This is a genomic window from Streptomyces sp. NPDC048523 (genome assembly GCF_043199815.1).
Classification (GTDB): domain Bacteria; phylum Actinomycetota; class Actinomycetes; order Streptomycetales; family Streptomycetaceae; genus Streptomyces.
In genome coordinates, this window is the sequence record NZ_JBICWQ010000005.1 from 33,267 (window position 1) to 53,329 (window position 20,063).

At 69.6% G+C, this 20,063-nt stretch carries 15 protein-coding genes and 5 tRNA genes; 9 read left to right on the forward strand and 11 right to left on the reverse strand.

Annotated features, from left to right (window positions below):
- Window positions 1-14: 14 nt before the first annotated feature.
- The 9 genes from ACGFWE_RS25685 to ACGFWE_RS25725 all read right to left on the reverse strand — a co-directional run bounded on the left by ACGFWE_RS25685 (window position 15) and on the right by ACGFWE_RS25725 (window position 9,110).
- On the reverse strand, window positions 15-362 hold the full coding sequence (locus tag ACGFWE_RS25685; RefSeq protein WP_352391830.1) for a hypothetical protein: 348 nt from the start codon (window positions 360-362) through the stop codon (window positions 15-17).
- Window positions 359-550: a CsbD family protein gene (locus ACGFWE_RS25690; protein WP_393602039.1), complete on the reverse strand. Its 192-nt coding sequence runs from the start codon at window positions 548-550 to the stop codon at window positions 359-361. Before ACGFWE_RS25690 ends, ACGFWE_RS25685 begins: the two co-directional genes overlap by 4 nt.
- A 137-nt stretch (window positions 551-687) precedes the next feature.
- Window positions 688-1,194 (reverse strand): DUF5994 family protein, encoded by a 507-nt coding sequence (locus ACGFWE_RS25695; RefSeq protein ID WP_352391832.1) that lies wholly within the window; start codon window positions 1,192-1,194, stop codon window positions 688-690.
- Window positions 1,195-1,639: 445 nt separating this feature from the next.
- Window positions 1,640-1,712: transfer RNA gene (locus ACGFWE_RS25700), tRNA-Lys, on the reverse strand.
- A gap of 98 nt (window positions 1,713-1,810) precedes the next feature.
- Window positions 1,811-3,346, reverse strand: a complete 1,536-nt coding sequence (locus tag ACGFWE_RS25705) for an amino acid permease (RefSeq protein ID WP_393602041.1) — start codon at window positions 3,344-3,346, stop codon at window positions 1,811-1,813.
- 48 nt (window positions 3,347-3,394) lie between these two features.
- The gene (locus tag ACGFWE_RS25710; protein ID WP_393602043.1) at window positions 3,395-5,518 is read right to left on the reverse strand and encodes an FG-GAP repeat domain-containing protein; all 2,124 of its coding nucleotides are present in this window, start codon (window positions 5,516-5,518) and stop codon (window positions 3,395-3,397) included.
- Window positions 5,519-5,701: 183 nt separating this feature from the next.
- A complete protein-coding gene (locus ACGFWE_RS25715; RefSeq protein ID WP_393602045.1) occupies window positions 5,702-7,882 on the reverse strand; it encodes a DEAD/DEAH box helicase in 2,181 nt (726 codons plus the stop codon).
- Between the two features lie 265 nt (window positions 7,883-8,147).
- The gene (locus tag ACGFWE_RS25720; protein ID WP_352391836.1) at window positions 8,148-8,669 is read right to left on the reverse strand and encodes a hypothetical protein; all 522 of its coding nucleotides are present in this window, start codon (window positions 8,667-8,669) and stop codon (window positions 8,148-8,150) included.
- Window positions 8,670-8,759: 90 nt separating this feature from the next.
- Window positions 8,760-9,110 carry a metallopeptidase family protein gene (locus ACGFWE_RS25725; RefSeq protein ID WP_109004752.1) on the reverse strand — a complete coding sequence of 117 codons (351 nt, stop codon included), beginning with the start codon at window positions 9,108-9,110 and terminating at the stop codon, window positions 8,760-8,762.
- A gap of 84 nt (window positions 9,111-9,194) precedes the next feature.
- Here ACGFWE_RS25725 and ACGFWE_RS25730 point away from each other — a divergent pair, with 84 nt between their 5' ends.
- The 7 genes from ACGFWE_RS25730 (at window position 9,195) to ACGFWE_RS25760 (ending at window position 16,256) form a co-directional block, all read left to right on the forward strand.
- Entirely contained in the window at window positions 9,195-10,790 is a 1,596-nt protein-coding gene (locus ACGFWE_RS25730; RefSeq protein WP_352391837.1) for a metallophosphoesterase, read from the forward strand.
- Between the two features lie 81 nt (window positions 10,791-10,871).
- Window positions 10,872-10,944 (forward strand) — tRNA-Glu (locus ACGFWE_RS25735).
- A 38-nt stretch (window positions 10,945-10,982) separates the two neighbouring features.
- Window positions 10,983-11,057: transfer RNA gene (locus tag ACGFWE_RS25740), tRNA-Asp, on the forward strand.
- A gap of 24 nt (window positions 11,058-11,081) precedes the next feature.
- Window positions 11,082-11,155: transfer RNA gene (locus tag ACGFWE_RS25745), tRNA-Phe, on the forward strand.
- Between the two features lie 133 nt (window positions 11,156-11,288).
- Entirely contained in the window at window positions 11,289-15,248 is a 3,960-nt protein-coding gene (hrpA, locus tag ACGFWE_RS25750) for an ATP-dependent RNA helicase HrpA (RefSeq protein WP_393602048.1), read from the forward strand.
- A gap of 94 nt (window positions 15,249-15,342) precedes the next feature.
- Window positions 15,343-15,417: transfer RNA gene (locus tag ACGFWE_RS25755), tRNA-Asp, on the forward strand.
- A 647-nt stretch (window positions 15,418-16,064) separates the two neighbouring features.
- Complete coding sequence (locus tag ACGFWE_RS25760; RefSeq protein WP_352391839.1) at window positions 16,065-16,256, forward strand: DUF6274 family protein; 192 nt, start codon at window positions 16,065-16,067, stop codon at window positions 16,254-16,256.
- A 390-nt stretch (window positions 16,257-16,646) separates the two neighbouring features.
- Here the strand turns inward: ACGFWE_RS25760 and bldC are convergent, their stop codons facing one another.
- Window positions 16,647-16,853 (reverse strand): developmental transcriptional regulator BldC, encoded by a 207-nt coding sequence (gene bldC / locus ACGFWE_RS25765; protein ID WP_003949541.1) that lies wholly within the window; start codon window positions 16,851-16,853, stop codon window positions 16,647-16,649.
- Between the two features lie 514 nt (window positions 16,854-17,367).
- Window positions 17,368-18,210, reverse strand: coding sequence for a hypothetical protein (locus ACGFWE_RS25770; RefSeq protein WP_393602050.1), 843 nt, complete (start codon window positions 18,208-18,210; stop codon window positions 17,368-17,370).
- 222 nt (window positions 18,211-18,432) lie between these two features.
- On the opposite strand from ACGFWE_RS25770, the gene ACGFWE_RS25775 reads away from it, so the two are divergent.
- Complete coding sequence (locus ACGFWE_RS25775; RefSeq protein WP_393602052.1) at window positions 18,433-19,533, forward strand: Leu/Phe/Val dehydrogenase; 1,101 nt, start codon at window positions 18,433-18,435, stop codon at window positions 19,531-19,533.
- A gap of 281 nt (window positions 19,534-19,814) precedes the next feature.
- Window positions 19,815-20,063: a DUF3073 domain-containing protein gene (locus ACGFWE_RS25780; protein WP_352391842.1), complete on the forward strand. Its 249-nt coding sequence runs from the start codon at window positions 19,815-19,817 to the stop codon at window positions 20,061-20,063.

A 20,063-nucleotide genomic window follows, 5' to 3' on the forward strand; every position in this document is an offset into this window, starting at 1 on the left:
GGAGCGACGGCCGCCTAGAATTGGAGCAGTCGCTGGGTGATCTCCCGGTACTGCCTCAGCGCGAGCCGGAGTTCGTCGGACTGCGTCTCGGGATCCCGGTCCTGCCAGCCGGCGCGCAGGACCTGCCGCCGTTCCGCGAGGGCGTTCACGAGCTGGGCGATGGCTTCGTCGTAGGCGCTTTCGGCCTCTTCCAGCGCCTCGCGCGGTGTGTCGGCGAAGGCGTTGAGGGCATGTCGGAGGCGCTGGAGAACCTTGTCCTGTCCGTCCGACGGGACCAGTGGCTCCGGGCCCGTCCGGCGACGGTCGGCGGAGACCCGGGCCTGACCCTCGGGCTGCTGGGCGCGCGTCTGGTCGTACATCATCGGGCGTCGCCTCCGTTCCGTGTGAAGGCGGCCTTGGCCTTGTCGACGGCCTGTTTCACGCTTGCGGAGACCCGGTCGGCCCTGCCCCGGCGTTGCAGCCGCCTGTTGTGGGTGACCCGGCCGAGTTCTTCGGTGACCCTGCCCTTCATCACTTGCGCCTGGTTCCTGGTGGTCCGTGAAACGGTCATGCCGACCTCCCTGTTGTCCGGTGGGCGGACCCTCGCGGGGGTTCCGGGGATCGCGCCCCTGTGCCGTGCGGGCGGTTCGTGTCGGGCCATGACCCGTGGCGACGCGGTGCCGCGCAGGGTCACTTCCCTACCGCCAGTCAGGCGGCCTGTGCGGTGTCGGCGTGGTACGACGAAGAGGTGTGCCCGGTCTGTTCCGCCGTCATGAGAGCGGTCGCGGTCGCCTGCGGGTCGGTGCTCGCGCTCGCGGCGGCCATCAGCCGGGCGGCCGAGGGGGCGACGGTCTCGGGGGGAACCACCAGAAGGTCCCAGGGGCCCGACGTGCCGGACAGCAGCAGGATCTTGTGCGGGTCCAGCTCCGAGGTGAACCAACCGACCCTCACCGTACGACCGTTGACGAAGATCCTGGGCGGGATGACCGGCCAGTAGCGGGGGTTGACGGCGATACGGGTGATCCGTCCCCACAGCGGGTCCAGTACGTCGGCCAGCGAGGGGAGTTCGTGGGCCAGGTCGCGTGAGCGGGGCCACCAGGCGCCGTCCAACTCGGCATGTTCTGAAGCGGGGTTCACGAGTTTGAGCGCGAGACGCGCGGTCGGTGCCCTGAAGGGCACTGCGCGCGGCGCGGGATGGTCGGTGGTCGCGGACATCGTGCGGACCCGTCCCCGGACCCCTGCGCGCGGGCAGATGTCCGGTGTCGTTGCTCACCAGGAACGGAACCGGCGTCGGGGCCGGTGCGCGAGGTACTCCCGATGACTTCACGCTACTCCTCGCCGAGACCGACCGGACGGCCGGACGGCTCCAGGAGGTCTCCTCACGTCCAGTGGTCGTCCTCGCCCGAGGCGCGGCTGGTCTCGAGCCAGGAGCGGGCCGGCCCTGCCGCGCGGGCGGCAGCTGCGCTGTTCACGGTGAAGGAGACGCTCCGGCATCCCACCATCACGCTGTCGCAAGCGGCACCTGATCCGCAGGCCATGGGCACATCCGCTCACGCATCGCTCACGCAGTGGCTTGAGAACGAAGCAGCGCCCGAGCCAACCGAAGCCGACTCAGGCGCTGCATAGCAGGTCAGAGGGCATATCCCCCGCCTACGAGCCGTAGGCCCTGTGGGACTCGAACCCACAACCAATGGATTAAAAGTCCACTGCTCTGCCAATTGAGCTAAGGGCCCAGGCGATGTTGCCTCCCCGAGCATAGCCGGACGTGGCCGTGTCTCCGATCGGGTATCGGGGACACGGCCGTGTCGGGCGGGCGGAACGGGCGGGAAGATCAGGGATCGACCGGTTCGGGGGCGTTCGCGCGGGCCGCCTCGCGGGCCTTGGTGCGCTCGTGTTCGGGGTTGAGGAACCAGTGCCGGGCCGAGGCCGCCCACCAGGTCCAGGCGAAGCCGAGGACGACCAGGACGGCGATCGGGGCGTAGTTGAAGGTCTCCCAGGTGACCGGGGAAACCTGCGGGAGCATGAAGAGGATCGTGATGACGGCGACCCACGCCACCGAGACCACGCCGATCGCACGGGACCAGCGGCCCAGGTGCCACGGCCCGCGCTGGAACCCCTCGCCCTTGCGCAGCCGCAGCAGCGTCGGGATGACGTACGCGATGTACAGCCCGATCACCGCGACGGACGTCACCGCCGCGTAGGCCGTGTAGTTGATCAAGTACGGCAGCCCGAGCAGCAGTGCCCCCGCCGCCGCCAGCCACACCGCCGCCACCGGGGTCCGGGTGCGGGGGCTCACCGTGTGCCAGATGTGCGAGAACGGCAGCGCTCCGTCGCGTGAGAAGGCGTAGATCATGCGGCTGTTGGCGGTCACCGAGGCCATTCCGCAGAACAGCTGGGCGCCGATGACGACCAGCAGCAGGAGCTTGCCGGCCGTGGCGCCGAGCGCGTCGAGGAGGATCTGGGCCGGCGGCGCGCCGGTCGGGGAGTTCAGGGCGCCGTCGTAGGACTGGATGGCGAAGGTGAAGCCGAGGAGCAGGACGAAGCCGGCTATCCACGACGTCCAGATCGACTGGACGATGCCCTTCGGGCCCGCCGTGGACGCGTCGTGGGTCTCCTCGGTCATGTGGGCCGAGGCGTCGTAGCCGGTGAAGGTGTACTGGGCCATCAGGAGGCCGAGCAGGACCACGTAGAAGCCGCTGCCCCAGCCCGTGTTGTTCACGAACTCGCCGAAGACGAAGGACGCCGACTGGTGGTGGTCCGGGGCGAAGGTGAGGGCTCCGACGATCACCGCCACGCCGACCACGTGCCACCACACGCTCACGCTGTTCAGCAGCGCCACGATCCGCACGCCGAAGGTGTTCAGCAGGCCGTGCAGGACCAGGATCGCGGCGAACAGCAGCACGGTCCGGCCGGGCGTCACCTTGAAGTCGAACTGCAGGTTCAGATAGGCGCCGAGGAAGGACGCGGCGCCGAAGTCGATGCCTGCCGTCACCGCCACCTGGCCGAGCACGTTGAACCAGCCCGTGAACCACGCCCAGGCGGCCGCGGTCCGGGGCGGCGCCAGGCGGTGGGCCCAGAAGTACAGGCCCGCGGAGGTCGGGTACGCCGAACAGATCTCGGCCATCGCCAGGCCGACGAACAGCGTCATCAGGCCCACGCCGACCCAGCCCCAGGTGATCACGACCGGGCCGCCCGTGTTCATGCCGAAGAGGTAGAGGGTCAGACAGCCCGACAGGACCGAGATGATCGTGAAGGAGACCGCGTAGTTGGAGAACGCCGACATGCGGCGGGCGAGGACCTGCGTGTAGCCGAGCTGGGCAAGCCGTTCTTCGTCGGAGAGCCCACTCACTCTGTCGTCATCTGTCATGCCCCCAGCGATTCCCTCACCGGGGGCGTGACATGCATCACAACTTGGCTAGAAAATGCCCTTGTAGCCCTGCCAGCCGGTGGCGATCTTCACCCGCGCCCCGAACGACCCCTTGCCGTTGCCGTCGTTGCGGTACAGATTGCCGCCGGTGTCCCGGGAGACCAGGTCGTTCTTCCCGTCCCCGGTGATGTCCCCGACGCCGACCACGGTGTTGTACGAGGTTCCCCAGTTGGAGAAGACCTTCACCCGCTCCTTCACCTGGCCGGTGCCGGTGCCGGTGCCGTCGTAACGCCACAGCGTCCCGGCCCTGTCCTGCACCAGGACGTCACCGAATCCGTCGCCGTTGAGGTCACCGGCGCCGACGATCTTCTTGTACGTCCCCCAGCTGCGGATCTTCACCCCCGGCTTGAGCTTGCTCGCCCCGTCGTTGGCGAAGAGATAGACGTCCCCCGTCGAGGCCTTGCGGGCCAGCAGATCGGTACGTCCGTCACCGGTCAGGTCGCCGGGGGCGGTGAGGACGTTGTACGCGTTCCAGCCGGTGCCGAGGGAGGTGTGGCTGCTCGCCGGGGCGTACGACGACTCCCCACACTTGCCCGCGTAGCGACGCAGCTCGCCGTTCGGCATCCGGACCAGCAGCTCGGCGCAGCGGTCCTTGCCCATGTCGCCGAAGGGAACGGCGACGGTCCCGGCGGGCCAGCCGGACGCGTTCTGCTTCCTGTCGAACGTACCGCCGCCGTTGGTGAATTGGAGGCTCAGGGTGCCCGAGGAGTTGAGGGTGACGAGCTCGCCGTAGGCGTACCCGCCCTGGTCGTGGTGACCCTGGCGGCCGCCGCTGAGCGTGAACGTGCCGCTCGTCGTGTAGGTGCCCGCGCCGTCGGCGGCCTTCGCGGTCAGCGTCCAGCTCTTCTGGCCGTTGTACGCGTAGGCGCCCGACTCCGTCGTCCCGTCCCACTCCAGGTCGATCTCCGTACCGCTGCCCTTGAGGGTTCGGTCGGTGCGGCCCTGGGCGTCCTTCACCGTGAAGGTCCAGGTCGCGGGCTTGTTCAGCTGCCAGGTGCTCATCCAGGCCATGTTGCCGCCGTAGCGGCCAGCGGCGTCGAAGTAGGCGTTGTCCAGATCCGACTCGATCTTCCCGAGGGGCTGGGCGGGCACTCCGCTCGGCACGATCCGGATCGCGTGGTCCGTACCGACGTAGGCGACGCCTCCGCCGAACTTGTCCACGGTCCAGCTCAGCCGCCGCTGGTCGGCCGTGTTCCCGCCCGGCAGGTCGGCGATCGCGCGCGCGGCGGCGGCCGTACCGGAGTGGAAGTCGGTGAGCATGAGCTTGCCGGCGCTCCGGTCGTGCTGGACGAGGTAGCCGTCACCGACGAGGGCGGGGCCGGAAGGCACGGTGATGTTCTTCTTCGCCGTACGGTCGTACACGCCCGCAGCGCCCGTGGGACCGCAGTTCCAGTAGATCCAGCGGCCGACGACCTGGAGCTCCTTGACCGTGCAGGGGGCTCCGGTGGAGACGGTCGTGACGGTCTTCTTCGACTCCAGGTCGTACTGGGTGACGACGCCGTTGCCCGAGCCCGGCGTCCACAGCGCCGAGCCCCAGACGGAGGCGGCGGTGACGGAGCGGGTCAGACGGACGTCCTGGTCGCGGTACCGGTTGACGGCGTCGACGTACTGCTTGCCGGTGGAGGCCGCGTTGTAGACGAAGTAGCGGCCGGTGGCGTCCACGAACCGGCCGCCGGTGACGGCCGGTTCCGTCCCGTGGTAGCTGTTCGGCGTCCCCCAGACCTGGGCGCGCTCCTTCCCGTACTCGTCCACCTGGAAGTAGCCGACGCTCTGGTTACCGGTGGAGCGCATGGGCACGCAGTCGCCCGCCTCGCACGGCACCCGCTGCAGGTGGGTGCCGTCGGCGAAGATGCCGGCGAATCCGCGGGTGTCCTGCTCCAGCACGGTGGAGCCGTCAGGTGAGAGCTGCCGTCCGACGACGTACTGTTCGCCGTTCGGCCGGTACTCGACGCTGGTCAGATAGCCGGCGGCGTAGTCGATGCCCCACACGCCGTCCGTGGCGATCGGTGTCGGGGTGGTGTCCGCGGCGGCCGGGCCCGCGGTCGTCAGGGTGCCGGCGCTCAGCGCGGCCAGCGAGACAAGAGTGAGTGCGATCCGGGCACGCCGGGTCAAGGGTCCCTCCCCAGGGAAGTCAGAAAAGGCGCGGCGGCAGGCCTTGTCTTCCCCCTCGGCCACACTCCGTCACGCGATCAACGGATGGTAACAACTGCCCCCTAGGGTTCGGTAGTCGAATAGGGATACGAAAAGGGCCCGCACGACCGAAGTCGTACGGGCCCCAGCTCAGCTCACGCTGTGTCAGCCGTTGCGCTTCCAGCGCGGCTTGTCGTCGCGGCGGCCGAAGGAACCGGTGCCGGTGCCGGTGCCGGTGGTGCGGTGGTCGTCACGACGGCCGGTGGGGCGGTCGTGGCCGCCGGAGCGGAAGCCACCGCCGGTGGGGCGGTCGCCCTGACGGTCGCGGTTGAAGGGACGGTCGCTGCCACGGTGGGTGGACGGACGCTCGTCACGACGGTCACGGTTGAAGCCACCGCCGGTGGGGCGGTCGTCGCGACGGAAGCCGCCCGAGGGACGCTCGTCACGACGGTCACGGTTGAAGCCGCCGGTGGGACGGTCGTCGCGGCGGTCGCGGTTGAAGCCACCCGAGGGGCGGTCGTCGCGGCGGTCACGGTTGAAGCCACCGCCGGTGGGGCGGTCGTCGCGGCGGAAGCCGCCCGAGGGACGCTCGTCACGACGGTCACGGTTGAACCCGCCCGAGGAGCGGTCGTCACGGCGCTCGAAGGAACGGCCACCACGGTCGTCCCGACGGTCGTCACGGCGGAACCCGCCACGCTCGCCGTCACGACGGTCGCGGTTGAAACCACCCGAGGAACGGTCGTCACGACGCTCGAAGGAACGGCCACCACGGTCGTCCCGACGGTCGTCACGGCGCTCGTAGTTGCCCCGCTCGTCACGGCGCTGACGCGGCTGCTCGTACGCGGGACGCTCGGCGGGCTGCTCGGCGACCACGGCCTCGGCCGGAGCCTGCGCCTCCTGGGCCACGGCCGCCTCGGCGACCGCGGCGACCGCGGCCTCCGGGTCCTCGCCGCGCTCACGGGCGGCGCGGGCGACCAGACGGTCGGCCTCCTCGCGCAGCTCGGTCGCGCGGCGCTGCGCCCGCTCCAGCTCCTTGGTGAGCTGGGCGACCTCGCGCTCGGCCTGCTGAGCCACGTTGACCGCGGACTCGGACTGGACCTCGGTCATCGAACGGGCGCCGGTGATCTCGGCGACCTCGGGCTCGAAGGCCGTACCGGAGTTGATGATGTGACGCCCGGCGTCGACGCCCGCGTCCTCCATCAGCCGGAAGATCTGGCGGCGCTGGTGCGGCAGGGACAGCGATACGACCGTGCCGGTGCGGCCCGCGCGAGCGGTACGCCCTGCGCGGTGCAGGTAGTCCTTGTGGTCACCGGCGGGGTCGACGTTCAGGACGAGGTCGATGCCGTCGACGTGGATGCCACGGGCGGCGACGTCGGTCGCGACGAGCGCGTTGACGTAGCCCTTCTTGAAGTCCTCCAGCACCCGGGTGCGCGCGCCCTGCGTCATACCGCCGTGCAGCGCGTCGGCCTTCACACCGGAGTCGCACAGCTGCTCGGCGATGCGGTCGGCGCCCAGCTGGGTGCGGACGAAGATGATGGTGCGGCCCTTGCGGGAGGCGATCGCGGCGGTGACCGGCGCCTTGTCCTTGGGCTTCACGATCAGGATGTGGTGCGACATGGTCGTGACGTTGCCCTGGGCGCTGTCGACCTCGTGCGTGACCGGGTTGCTCAGGTAGCGCTTGACCAGGGTGGAGATCTCGTTCTCCATCGTGGCCGAGAACAGCATCCGCTGGCCGCCGGCCGGGACCTGGTCGAGCAGCTCGGTGACCTCGGGCAGGAAGCCCAGGTCGGACATCTGGTCGGCCTCGTCGATGACGGCGACCTCGATGTCCGCCAGGGAGCAGGCCCCGCGGTTGATGAGGTCACGCAGCCGGCCCGGAGTGGCGACGAGCACGTCGACACCGCGCTCCAGGGCGTAGATCTGGTTGCTCATGGACGTACCGCCGCAGACGACCTTCATCTTCAGGCCGAGGACGTCGCCGTAGGGCTGAAGCGCGTCCGCGACCTGCATCGCGAGCTCACGGGTCGGGGTGAGGATGACGGCGCGCGGCTTGTGCTTCTCGGTGCGGCCGCCGGAGAGGCGGGCCAGGGTCGGCAGACCGAAGGAGAGGGTCTTGCCGGAGCCGGTGCGGCCACGGCCGAGGATGTCCTTGCCGGCCAGGGCGTCCGGGATGGTCGCGGCCTGGATCGGGAAGGGGGTGGTCACGCCGTTCTGGGCGAGCTTGCGCACAACGCCCTCGGGGAGACCGAGGCTCTCGAAGGTGACTTCGGGAGTGGTGGCCTCGGTGACGTCCTCGGTGCCCTCGTTCTCGGGCACGACGACGTGATCAGTACTGGAAATGGACATGCGTATGCGAAACCTTCCGGAGTCTCGTCGGCACGCGCCCGTCAACTCCGTGATTCGCAATACGACCGCCTCAATGCGGTCAGCCACGGTAAGGGGAGAGAACGCGCCACACGGCGCTCTTCTGCTTTGGCGCCGGGCAAATGATCAAACGATCTATAACCATACGCACCCATCACCCCCGAAGGCAAACGGATCCCCTCGTATGTATCCGAGGTCACTCGGGGCCTGTCACGGGGGCCTTTCACGGGGTCCTTCACGGGGTCCGTCACACCGGCGATCCGGCGGTGGGCGCCGGCTCCCGCTGGCTCAGCTGCGTCCCCGTCTCCGGCTGCGCGGAGGAGGACGGTTCGGCGGGCGGCGGCGACGGCGTGGGCGAGGCGGGCGGCTCGCTCGGCGCCGGCGGCTCCGGGTCGGGCGTACGGGTGGGTGCCGGTTCGGCCCACGTCGCCGAGGGCACCGGCTTCACCGAACTCCCCGGCTCCGCCCCCGCCGGGGCCGACGCGCCGGCTCCCGACGAGGCGGATGCCGACGGCGAGGCCGGCTCCTTGCCGTCCTTGCCCTTGCCGCGCTTGCCGTGTTTGCCGTCCGAGCCCGTCCCGCCGAGCCGCACGGAACCGCCCGAGGCCGCGGAACCGCCGTCCGGCGCCTCCCCGCCCCGCTCACCGGCGGAGTGCGACGGCTTGGCGCTGCCGTCACCTTCGTCCCCGCCCACGCTCATGCAGCCCGCTGCGGCGGCGACGGCCATGACCGTGGCGGCCAGACGGACGGGTACGTACAAGGGGCGCACGAGCAGCCACCTCCGAGGGCGGTCGTCAAAGAGTCAACCTGCCCAACTCCCGCCGCCCACAAGAGGACACGCGCCCCGTTCGAAAGCCACTCACCCGTAACCGAGCGCGTGCAGCCGCGCGTCGTCGATCCCGAAGTGATGGGCGATCTCGTGCACGACCGTCACCTCGGTCTCCGCGACGACCTCCTCGCGGGAAGCGCACATCCGCAGCGTCGGCCCCCGGTAGATCGTGATCCGGTCCGGCAGCACCCCGGCGTACCACTCGCCCCGGTCGGTCAGCGGGGTGCCCTCGTACAGCCCGAGCAGCTCGGGATCGTCCGCCGGCGGTTCGTCCTCGACGAACACCGCGACGTTGTCCATCAGCCGCGTCAACTCCGGCGGAATCCGGTCCAGCGCCTCGGCGACCAGTTCCTCGAACTCCTCGCGCGTCATCTCCAGCACAAGCCCATTCTCCGGTACGGGCCATCCGTACGAGAGCCATGAGCACGCCGCATATCCGCGGGCGGACTTGGGCATACGGGATCAATGGCCCGCGTCCCCGCCGCAGTCCTGAACGTCCGGAGCATCCTGAACACCCTACGAAGGCCCCCGCGAGCCCTCGCCCGCCAGTACGGCAGGCGCCGGTCCAACCCGTCCGTCGAGCTCGTCCACCAGCCGCACCCCTGGGCCCGCGCCCTCGGCCTGGTCGCCGTCGTCCTGCTGGGCGCCTGGCTCGGTCTGCTGATCGTCGGCAACGTCCGGGTCCCGGTCGGCCCCATGAACACCACGATGACCCTGCGCCCGTCCCTGACCGGCGGCACGAAGATCAACATCTCTCCGCTCGGCGCGCTCCAGCTGGACAGCCACCAGGCCCCGGTCCGCCTCGACGTCAACGTCGACCAGCTCGACCCGGAACGCTCCCAGGCCCTCGTCGACCACCCCGAGCGCCTCTCCGGCCTCCAGGACGAGGTCGCCACGGACGTCGAGCACGGCACCCTCGATCTCGCCCTGCGCTCCTGCGTCGCCGTGGTGGCGGGCGCCACGGCCCTCGGCCTCGCGGTCTACCGCCGCCCCCGCCGGGCCCTCGCCGCCGGCGGACTCGCCCTCACCCTCCTGGCGGCCTGCGGCGGCACGGCGTACGCCACCTGGAACCCGGAATCCGTCCTGGAGCCGAAGTTCTCGGGACTGCTCTCCTCCGCCCCTTCCCTGGTCGGCAACGCGCGCAGCATCGTCACCGAGTTCGACGTCTACCAGAAGGAGTTGGCCCGCCTGGTGACGAACGTGACGAAGCTCTACGACGTCACGTCCACGCTCCCCGCCTACCAGCCGGACCCCACCACCATCCGGGTCCTGCACGTCTCCGACATCCATCTGAACCCGGCGAGCTGGAAGATCATCGCCTCGCTGGTGGAGCAGTACAAGGTCGATGTGATCGTCGACTCCGGCGACACCATGGACCACGGCACGGCGGCGGAGAACGGCTTCCTCGACTCGATCCCCGACCTGGGGGCGCCGTACGTCTGGGTCCGGGGCAACCACGACTCCCTGACCACCCAGCGCTACATGGAGGGCCTGAAGCGGGTCCACGTCCTCGACAACGGCAAGGCGGAGACGATCGCCGGACTGCGGTTCGCGGGGATCGGCGACCCCCAGTTCACCCCCGACCGCTCCACGAACCCGGGGGCCGACGAGTCCCAGGAGGCGGCGGGCGACCGTCTGGCCGCCGCCCTGCGCGCGCAGCGGGCCGCGGGCACCCCGGTCGACCTCGCGATCGCCCACGAGCCCTCGGCGGCCCGCGAGGTCGACGGCGAGGTCCCGATGATCCTGTCCGGCCATCTCCACCACCAGGAGATGGAGGTCATGAAGAAGGGCACGCGCCTGCGCGTGGAGGGCTCGACGGGCGGCAGCGGGCTGCGGGCCGTCGAGGGCAAGTACCCCGACCCCATCGAGGCCTCGATCCTCTATATGGACCGTGACACCCGCCGCCTACAGGCCTGGGACGAGATCAAACTCGGCGGCCTCGGCCTCACCACGGCAGAGGTCAGCCGCCACCTCCCGGAGGACAACCAGCCGGGAGCGACCCCCTCCCCCACGGGTTCGGGCACGGGCTCCTCCACGGCCTCGCCCACGGGCAGCCCCTGAAACCGTTTTGGCGATACCTCCCGGCATCCCATATGCTTCTCACGTCCCCGACGCGCTGAGAAGCGCCCAGGCGGGCCGATAGCCCTCATCGTCTAGCGGCCTAGGACGCCGCCCTTTCAAGGCGGTAGCACGGGTTCGAATCCCGTTGGGGGCACGCATCACCGTGTGCGACACTGTTCGTGCACAACGCTTGGTCCTGTGGAGCAGTTTGGAGTGCTCGCCACCCTGTCAAGGTGGAGGCCGCGGGTTCAAATCCCGTCAGGACCGCTGAGGTTTCCCCGGAAGCCTCTCGGCTGGGTAGCTCAGTTGGTACGAGCGACCGCCTGAAAAGCGGTAGGTCGCCGGTTCGACCCCGGCCCCAGCCACAGCACAGACCCCGATCCCCGGATCGGGGTCTTGTTGTATGTGCCGTGACACCAGCCCCCTGGACCGTGACACCGACCCCCGGGACAAAACCGTTCGCCAGTAATTTCCCGAGGATGAGATCCTGGACCGCGTATGTCTACGCACCCTGCCCCCGCCCCCGGCTCCCCCGGCTTCGGGGAACTCGCCGCCCGCCTGACCGAGCTGTCCCTGCGTGACGCGCACCGGCTCGGGCGCAGGCTCGAAGGCGCGCGCAAGATCCGCAAGCCGGAGGCGCGCGCCGCCGTGCTGGCCGAGATCGAGGCGGAGGTCGGCAAGGGCGAGGAGCGCGTGGGCGCGCGCCGTGCGCGGGTGCCCGCCGTGTCGTATCCCGAGCAGCTGCCGGTCAGCCAGAAGAAGGACGACATCGCGGCCGCCATCCGTGATCACCAGGTCGTGATCGTGGCCGGTGAGACCGGATCCGGCAAGACCACCCAGATCCCGAAGATCTGCCTGGAGCTCGGCCGGGGCGTCAAGGGCATGATCGGGCACACCCAGCCCCGCCGGATCGCCGCCCGTACCGTCGCCGAGCGGGTCGCCGAGGAGCTCGACACCCCGCTCGGCGAGGCCGTCGGCTGGAAGGTGCGCTTCACCGACCAGGTGAACCCGGACGCGACCTTCGTGAAGCTGATGACGGACGGCATCCTGCTCGCCGAGATCCAGACCGACCGCGAGCTGCGCGCCTACGACACGATCATCATCGACGAGGCCCACGAGCGGTCCCTCAACATCGACTTCCTGCTCGGGTACCTGGCCCAGCTGCTGCCGAAGCGCCCCGACCTCAAGGTCGTCATCACCTCGGCGACCATCGACCCCGAGCGGTTCTCCCGGCACTTCGGGGACGCCCCGATCGTCGAGGTCAGCGGCCGTACGTACCCGGTGGAGGTGCGGTACCGGCCGCTGCTGGAAGACGACTCGGAGGACTCCGACCGCGACCAGATCACCGCGATCTGTGACGCCGTGGAGGAGCTCCAGGGCGAGGGCAAGGGCGACATCCTCGTCTTCCTCTCCGGCGAGCGGGAGATCCGCGACACCGCCGACGCGCTGGAGAAGAGGCAGTACCGCTTCACTGAGGTGCTGCCCCTCTACGCCCGGCTCTCGCACGCCGAGCAGCACCGGGTGTTCCAGCCGCACACCGGACGCAGGATCGTTCTGGCCACGAACGTCGCCGAGACCTCCCTCACCGTCCCGGGCATCAAGTACGTCATCGACCCCGGCTTCGCCCGCATCTCCCGCTACAGCCACCGCACCAAGGTCCAGCGGCTGCCCATCGAGCCGGTCTCGCAGGCCAGCGCCAACCAGCGCAAGGGCCGCTGCGGCCGTACCTCCGACGGCATCTGCATCCGGCTGTACAGCGAAGAGGACTTCAACGCCCGCCCGGAGTTCACGGACGCCGAGATCCTGCGGACGAACCTGGCCTCCGTCATCCTGCAGATGACCGCGGCCGGCCTCGGGGACATCGAGAAGTTCCCCTTCATCGACCCGCCGGACCACCGCAACATCCGTGACGGCGTGCAGCTGCTGCAGGAGCTCAACGCCCTTGATCCGGAGCAGAAGGACGCGCGCAAGCGGCTCACCGAGACCGGCCGCAAGCTCGCCCAGCTGCCCGTCGACCCGCGCCTGGCGCGCATGGTCCTGGAGGCCGAGAAGAACGGCTGTGTCCGCGAGGTCATGGTCATAGCCGCCGCGCTCTCCATCCAGGACCCGCGCGAGCGCCCGGCCGACAAGCAGACCCAGGCCGACCAGCAGCACGCCCGCTTCAAGGACGAGACCAGCGACTTCCTCGCCTACCTCAATCTGTGGCGCTACGTCCGCGAGCAGCAGAAGGAGCGCGGCTCGTCGTCCTTCCGCCGGATGTGCAAGCAGGAGTACCTGAACTTCCTGCGCATCCGCGAATGGCAGGACATCTACACGCAGTTGCGGACCGTCGCCAAGCAGATGGGCATCCATCCGAACGAGGAGGACGCGGCCGACCAGAGCGTCCACGTCTCCCTCCTCGCCGGTCTGCTCTCGCACGTCGGCATGAAGGACGTGAAGGACGGCAACAAGAACGAGTATCTCGGCGCCCGGAGCGCCAAGTTCGCGATCTTCCCGGGCTCGGCGCTCTTCAAGAAGCAGCCGCGTTTCGTGATGTCGGCTGAGCTGGTGGAGACCTCGCGCCTGTGGGCCCGCGTCAACGCCAAGATCGAGCCGGAGTGGGTCGAGCCGCTCGCGGAGCACCTGCTGAAGCGGACGTACTCCGAACCGCACTGGGAGAAGGACCAGGCCGCGGTGATGGCGTACGAGAAGGTCACGCTGTACGGCGTACCGATCGTCGCCCAGCGCAAGGTCAACTACGGCCGTATCGACCCGGAGACGGCCCGCGAGCTGTTCATCCGCAACGCGCTCGTCGAGGGCGACTGGCGCACCCACCACAAGTTCTTCGCCGACAACCGCAGACTCCTCAGCGAGGTCGAGGAGCTGGAGCACCGGGCCCGGCGCCGGGACATCGTGGTCGACGACGACACCCTGTTCGACTTCTACGACCAGCGGGTGCCCGAACACGTCGTGTCCGGGGCGCACTTCGACTCGTGGTGGAAGCGGAAGCGGCACGAGGAGCCGGAGTTCCTGGACTTCGAGCGGGAGATGCTCATCCGGGAGTCGGCGGAGGCGGTCACGAAGGCCGACTATCCCGACTCCTGGCGGCAGGGGCCGTTGAAGTTCCGGGTGACCTACCAGTTCGAGCCGGGGGCGGACGCGGACGGTGTGACGGTCCACATCCCGCTCCAGGTCCTGAACCAGGTGAAGGACGAGGGCTTCGACTGGCAGATCCCGGGCCTGCGGGAGGAGTTGGTGACGGAGCTGATCCGTTCCCTGCCCAAGCCGATCCGCCGCAACTACGTGCCGGCACCGAACTTCGCGAAGCGGTTCCTCGATACGGCGGTCCCGTTGCAGGAGCCGTTGACGACCACCATGGCGCGCGAGCTGAAGCGCATGGTCGGTGTGCCCTTCGACGCGGAGGACTTCGACTGGGCACGGGTCCCGGACCACCTCCGCATCACCTTCCGGATCGTCGACGAGCGGCGCCGCAATCTGGCCGAGGACAAGGACCTGGAGTCCCTGCGCCTGAAACTGAAGCCGAAGGCACGCCAGGCCCTCTCGCAGGCGGCGGCAGCGACCGCGTCCCGCGAGGGCGGCGAGTCCCTGGAGCGCAAGGGCCTGACGGACTGGACGATCGGCACGCTCACCCGCGTCTTCGAGACCCGCCGGGCCGGCCAGCCGGTGAAGGCGTACCCGGCGCTGGTGGACGACGGCGACACGGTCTCCGTCCGCCTCTTCGACACCGAGGAGGAGCAGACCGAGGCGATGTGGAAGGGCACGCGGCGGCTGATCGTGCGCAACATCCCGGTGAGCCCGGCGAAGTTCGCGTCCGAGAAGCTGACGAACCCCCAGAAGCTGGCCCTGTCGGCGAACCCGCACGGCTCCATCCAGGCGCTGTTCGAGGACTGCGCGACGGCGGCCGCGGACAAGCTGATCGGGGACTTCGGGGGGCCGGCGTGGGACGAGGAGTCGTACCGGAAGCTGTACGACAAGGTGCGCGCCGAGATCGTCGACACGACGGTCCGTACGGTCGGGCAGGTGCAGCAGGTGCTCGCTGCCTGGCATGCCTGTGAGCGGCGCCTGAAGGCCGTACGGAGCCCGGCGCTGCTGGCGAACCTGGCGGACGTGCGAGCCCAGCTGGACGCGCTGGTGAAGCCGGGGTTCGTGACGGCGACCGGGCTGCGGCGGCTGCCCGACCTGATGCGGTACCTGGTGGCGGCGGACCGCCGGCTCCAGCAGATGCCGACGAACGTCCAGCGGGACACGACCCGTATGGAGAAGGTCCACGAGATGCAGGACGAGTACGCCTGGCTCCTGGAACAGCTCCCGCAGGGCCGGCCCGTGCCCCAGCAGGTCCTGGACATCCGCTGGATGATCGAGGAGCTGCGGGTCAGCTATTTCGCCCACGCGCTCGGCACGGCGTACCCCATCTCCGACAAGCGGATCGTGAAGGCGATCGACACCCTGGCTCCGTGACGGACCCTGCACGGAGGGTGAGTTCGACCAGGACCCGCCAGCTCCTGTACAGTCCTTCTCGCAGCGCAACGCACCAGTAAGCGCCGCAAAACCTGGTCCTGTGGAGCAGTTTGGAGTGCTCGCCACCCTGTCAAGGTGGAGGCCGCGGGTTCAAATCCCGTCAGGACCGCAGTAAAAGAAAGGCCCGCCTCCCGGCAACGGGACGCGGGCCTTCTTCGTGCGCCACCCTCGCTCTCCAGGGGAGGCCACGCCCGCAGCGGAGCCTCACATTCCGTCAGGGCTGCGGCGAGAAACACGGCCAGCATCCCGCACACCGAGGCGTGGGCCTTCTTCACACACCGCCCCCGCGCCCAAGGAGAGACCGCGCCCGCAGCGAAGCGGCCCGCCTCCCGGTAACGGGGCGCGGGCCTCTTCGGCCACCACGCCCGTGCCCAGAGAGAAGCCGCGCCCGCAGCGAAGCCGCACGTTCCGTCAGGAGCGCCGCGCGAAATACGGCCCGCATCCCGCGCGGGCTTTCTTCGTGCACCGCCCCCGCCCCCAAGGAGAGGCCACGCCCGCGGCGGAGTCGCCCAATCCGTCAGGAGCGCCGCAAGAAGTACGGGCCCATCCCGCACATCAGGGCGTGGGCCTTCTTCCTGTGCCATCCCGCCCGCGCCCACGGCCCGGCCGCTCGTACACGCAACGCCAGGCCGGGCGATCAGCGCCCGACAGCGGGGCAGGGCGGTCTCCGTGGAGGCTCGCGCCATCTTGACGGCGTCTCCGAGCCCGGGTACCCAGAAACCAGGCCCCCGTTCCCGTGGAGCCCGGAGGTGGCGTATGGCGGCATCGGTCAGGCACGAGACGCGGGCGTTGCTGCGCGCACACCTGGCGGCCGCGTCGTCGTATCGGCATCTGACCCGCCACTGCGCGATCTGCCACCGCCTGTTGCGGCTGGCGATGGACTCCGGGCCGGCGGTCGGCCCACCACCGGAGGAGCCCGTGGAGGACGGAACCCCCTCCCCGGCGTAACGCCCCTAGCGCACCGGGCCCGACGGCAACAAGGACTCTGACATGTGACGGGAGTCACCGCATGAGTTTTTGAAACCGTGGAACTTACCGCTCACTTACAACAGGTCAATTTAATATGTGCAATTGCACCCCTGATCGCACACCGGCCAGGGACCGCCCCACAGGAGATCCGACACCCCTCCCCAGACTCCGACAAGCCCGCTCACAGGGCCGCCGGACGCCCACACTCCGCGCACAAAAAAGATCGCGCTGGACTCGGCGGAGTCCAGCGCGATCGACGACGAGGTTGAGAATGGGCCCTGTTGGGGCAGGACCCGCGTCGCTTGGAGCCAGTGTCCGGACGTGGCGACCGGCTGGGGGGCCGACCGGTTTGTCCGGTTATTCAGTTGTTCAGGCCTCGCTGCGCTGCTGCGGGATGCCCGCGAGCAGAGCGCGGACCTCAGCCTCGCGGTAACGGCGGTGCCCGCCGAGCGTACGGATCGACGTGAGCTTGCCGGCCTTCGCCCACCGCGTGACCGTCTTCGGGTCCACGCGGAACATCGTGGCGACCTCAGCCGGGGTCAGCAGCGGCTCGGCATCAGGGGTGCGAGCGGTCATGAGCGGCCTCCTCGGGAGAACCGAACCTTCTCGGTTCTTTCCTCTAAATTCTGCACCTTGACCCGCGTTGCCCGAAATGGCGGATGCGGGTCGAGTCGGTTATAGGACGAACGGCTTGTCCTCGGCACTACAACTACACCATCTGTCCAGCCGCGTCGGCCAAACCGATGGAATTGCCCCCCAGGTGTTCATCGGCGACGGAAGCCGATGGACCATGCCATAGCGGACAGTCACACCCCTGTGACGATCAGTCACAGGGGTGATCAGGAGTCATCAGACCCCCCAAAGCGGAACCTCCCCCGGGCCCCTTGTCCTATTTTGGCATGAGGAGGGGCAAGAGATGCAAGAGCCGGGTACGTGCGGTCCATCACGCTTGACACTCCGTGAGGCGTACGCCCGGATCGGGACCTACGTCCCTTGTCGGTGAGACTTCAGGGGAAGTTGAACACCTTGAGCCAGGACGAAACCCCAAAACGGGCGTCAGGTCAAACGCCTGTTCGTGACCTGGCGCACATCAGTTCGCCGAGCGACGGTCCCTGACGGCCCGCCAGCGCTCCACGAGCCGCCCGTAGGCCTCGCCCGCCGCGGCCCCGTCACCGTGCCTGAGCGCCTCGATGCCCTCGGCCACGTCCGCCGCCGAGTGGTCGTCCTCCAGCTCGCCCGGCGGGAGCACATGCACCAGACCGCCGTAGTCGAGCTCGACCAGCGAGCGCGGGTGGAACTCCTCCAGCCAGCGCCCGACGTCGATCAGGCCGTCGATGAGCGGCCCTTCGTCGACGGCGTCCTTCAGGGCCCGCAGAGCCCGCGCCACGCGCCGCCGCGCCTGCACCATGGGGGTGCGGTAGCGCAGCATCGGCGGGATCTCGCCGGACCCCTTGTCGAAGCGCCGCTCCTCGTCGGAGACGAGCACGAACCAGTTCACCGGCACCTGCCAGGTCGCGGTGCGGATCCAGGGCCGGGCGTCCGGATTGCGGGCGAGCCAGCGCTCGTAGTCCTGGGCGGTCTGGCGGCGTACGACCTCGGGCAGCACCGCGTCCAGGACCGGCCCCGGCAGCTCCTCCCCGAGCTCTTCCAGGGCCAGCCAGCCGCGCAGCCGGGTGCGCCACGGACACACGCACACCACGCCGTCCACGTCGAGCACGAAGGCGTCGCTGCTCTCGTGCACCGGCACCGGGATCGGCGGGGTGGGCAGCAGGTCGGCCAGGGAGCGGCGCAGCTCGTCCTGGTACGAGGGGCGGTCCGGGCGGCGGGCGTAGCGCGCCCAGTGGCTGCGCTCGGGCTCGGGGAAGGCGGCCAGCGGTTCGTACACGCGCAGATAGGTCGCGTACGGGACGGTCACCGAGGACACCTTGGGCACGCCTGCTCTCTCCCCCGCCGCCTGCCGGGAAAACCTGCGAAACCCGCACACAAACGCGCGGGAAAACTATGCAAATCGTCGCACGCCCGCCCCCCGCGGGAAGGTGATCCTGAGCACTGCACGGTCATGGGCCCCCACAGGCCCTAATCTCGTGCCCACAGGCCCCGCCACCCTTACGGGCGCCTGTGTCCCATCGCCGCAATGGACCCAGGAGTCACCACAGTGACCGACGTAACCGGCGCCGCTGCCGACGTGCTGCACACCCTGTTCAACTCGGACCAGGGCGGCCATGAGCAGGTCGTGCTCTGCCAGGACCGCAAGAGCGGCCTCAAGGCCGTCATCGCCCTCCACTCCACCGCGCTCGGCCCCGCCCTCGGCGGGACGCGCTTCTACCCGTACGCGAGCGAGCAGGAGGCCGTCGCCGACGCGCTGAACCTCGCGCGCGGGATGTCGTACAAGAACGCCATGGCCGGGCTCGACCACGGCGGCGGCAAGGCCGTGATCATCGGCGACCCGGAGCGGGACAAGAGCGAGGAACTGCTCCTCGCGTACGGCCGTTTCGTGGCCTCGCTCGGCGGGCGCTACGTCACCGCGTGCGATGTCGGCACCTACGTCGCCGACATGGACGTCGTCGCCCGTGAATGCCGCTGGACGACCGGCCGCTCCCCCGAGAACGGCGGCGCCGGCGACTCCTCCGTCCTCACCGCCTTCGGCGTCTACCAGGGCATGCGGGCCAGCGCCGCGCACCTGTGGGGCGACCCGTCGCTGCGCGGCCGTACCGTCGGCGTCGCGGGTGTCGGCAAGGTCGGCCACCATCTGGTCGAGCACCTCCTGGAGGAGGGCGCCCAGGTCGTGATCACCGACGTACGGCAGGACGCCGTGGGGCGGATCGCCGAGCGGCACCCCTCCGTCGCCGTCGTCGCCGACACCGACGCGCTGATCCGGGTCGAGGGCCTCGACATCTACGCGCCCTGCGCGCTCGGCGGCGCCCTGAACGACGGCACCGTGCCCGTACTGACCGCGCGCGTCGTCTGCGGCGCCGCCAACAACCAGCTCGCCCACCCGGGCGTCGAGAAGGACCTCGCCGACCGCGGGATCCTCTACGCGCCGGACTACGTGGTGAACGCCGGCGGGGTCATCCAGGTCGCCGACGAACTCCACGGGTTCGACTTCGAGCGGTGCAAGGCGAAGGCCGCGAAGATCTACGACACCACTCTCGCAATATTCGCACGTGCGAAGGAGGACGGGATTCCGCCGGCCGCCGCCGCCGACCGGATCGCCGAGCAGCGGATGCACGAGGCGGCCGTGAAACCGGCGCGCTGACGTTTGAGCGGTACCCGTCGGCGCACTCTTGGAGAGAACTCTCACGTTCGTCGGCGGGTCGGCCGCGAAGAAGTGGTTAAAATCGCGGTTGACCAGCGAGGACGGGGCTCCTCGCGGGACCTGGGTGCGGGCACGTGGTGCGGGCGACGTACCGTATGGCCGTGGGCTCAGGTACCGTGGAAGCCCTACGGACCGGTCTCTCTGCGGAGAGCCCGTTCCAGATCATGAACGCGTGTCAAGACTCTGGGGCCATCGAGCCCCGTATCCGAGGGGGTCGAGCCATGGGGCGCGGCCGGGCAAAGGCCAAGCAGACGAAGGTCGCCCGCCAGCTGAAGTACAGCAGCGGCGGGACTGATCTGTCGCGTCTGGCCAATGAGCTGGGCGCTTCGACTTCGAGCCAGCCGCCGAATGGCGAGCCGTTCGAGGACGACGAGGAAGACGACCCGTACGCCCAGTACGCGGATCTCTACAACGACGACGGGGACGAGGACGACGAGTCCGGTCCTGCGTCTCAACGCCGCGGAGCGTAA

Coding starts and splice junctions, on each gene's coding strand:
- ACGFWE_RS25685 (WP_352391830.1), bottom strand. CDS start 362: ATGATGTACGACCAGACGCGCGCCCAGCAGCCCGAGGGTCAGGCCCGG.
- ACGFWE_RS25690 (WP_393602039.1), bottom strand. CDS start 550: ATGACCGTTTCACGGACCACCAGGAACCAGGCGCAAGTGATGAAGGGC.
- ACGFWE_RS25695 (WP_352391832.1), bottom strand. CDS start 1,194: ATGTCCGCGACCACCGACCATCCCGCGCCGCGCGCAGTGCCCTTCAGG.
- ACGFWE_RS25705 (WP_393602041.1), bottom strand. CDS start 3,346: ATGACAGATGACGACAGAGTGAGTGGGCTCTCCGACGAAGAACGGCTT.
- ACGFWE_RS25715 (WP_393602045.1), bottom strand. CDS start 7,882: ATGTCCATTTCCAGTACTGATCACGTCGTCGTGCCCGAGAACGAGGGC.
- ACGFWE_RS25730 (WP_352391837.1), top strand. CDS start 9,195: ATGGCCCGCGTCCCCGCCGCAGTCCTGAACGTCCGGAGCATCCTGAAC.
- hrpA (WP_393602048.1), top strand. CDS start 11,289: ATGTCTACGCACCCTGCCCCCGCCCCCGGCTCCCCCGGCTTCGGGGAA.
- ACGFWE_RS25760 (WP_352391839.1), top strand. CDS start 16,065: ATGGCGGCATCGGTCAGGCACGAGACGCGGGCGTTGCTGCGCGCACAC.
- bldC (WP_003949541.1), bottom strand. CDS start 16,853: ATGACCGCTCGCACCCCTGATGCCGAGCCGCTGCTGACCCCGGCTGAG.
- ACGFWE_RS25780 (WP_352391842.1), top strand. CDS start 19,815: ATGGGGCGCGGCCGGGCAAAGGCCAAGCAGACGAAGGTCGCCCGCCAG.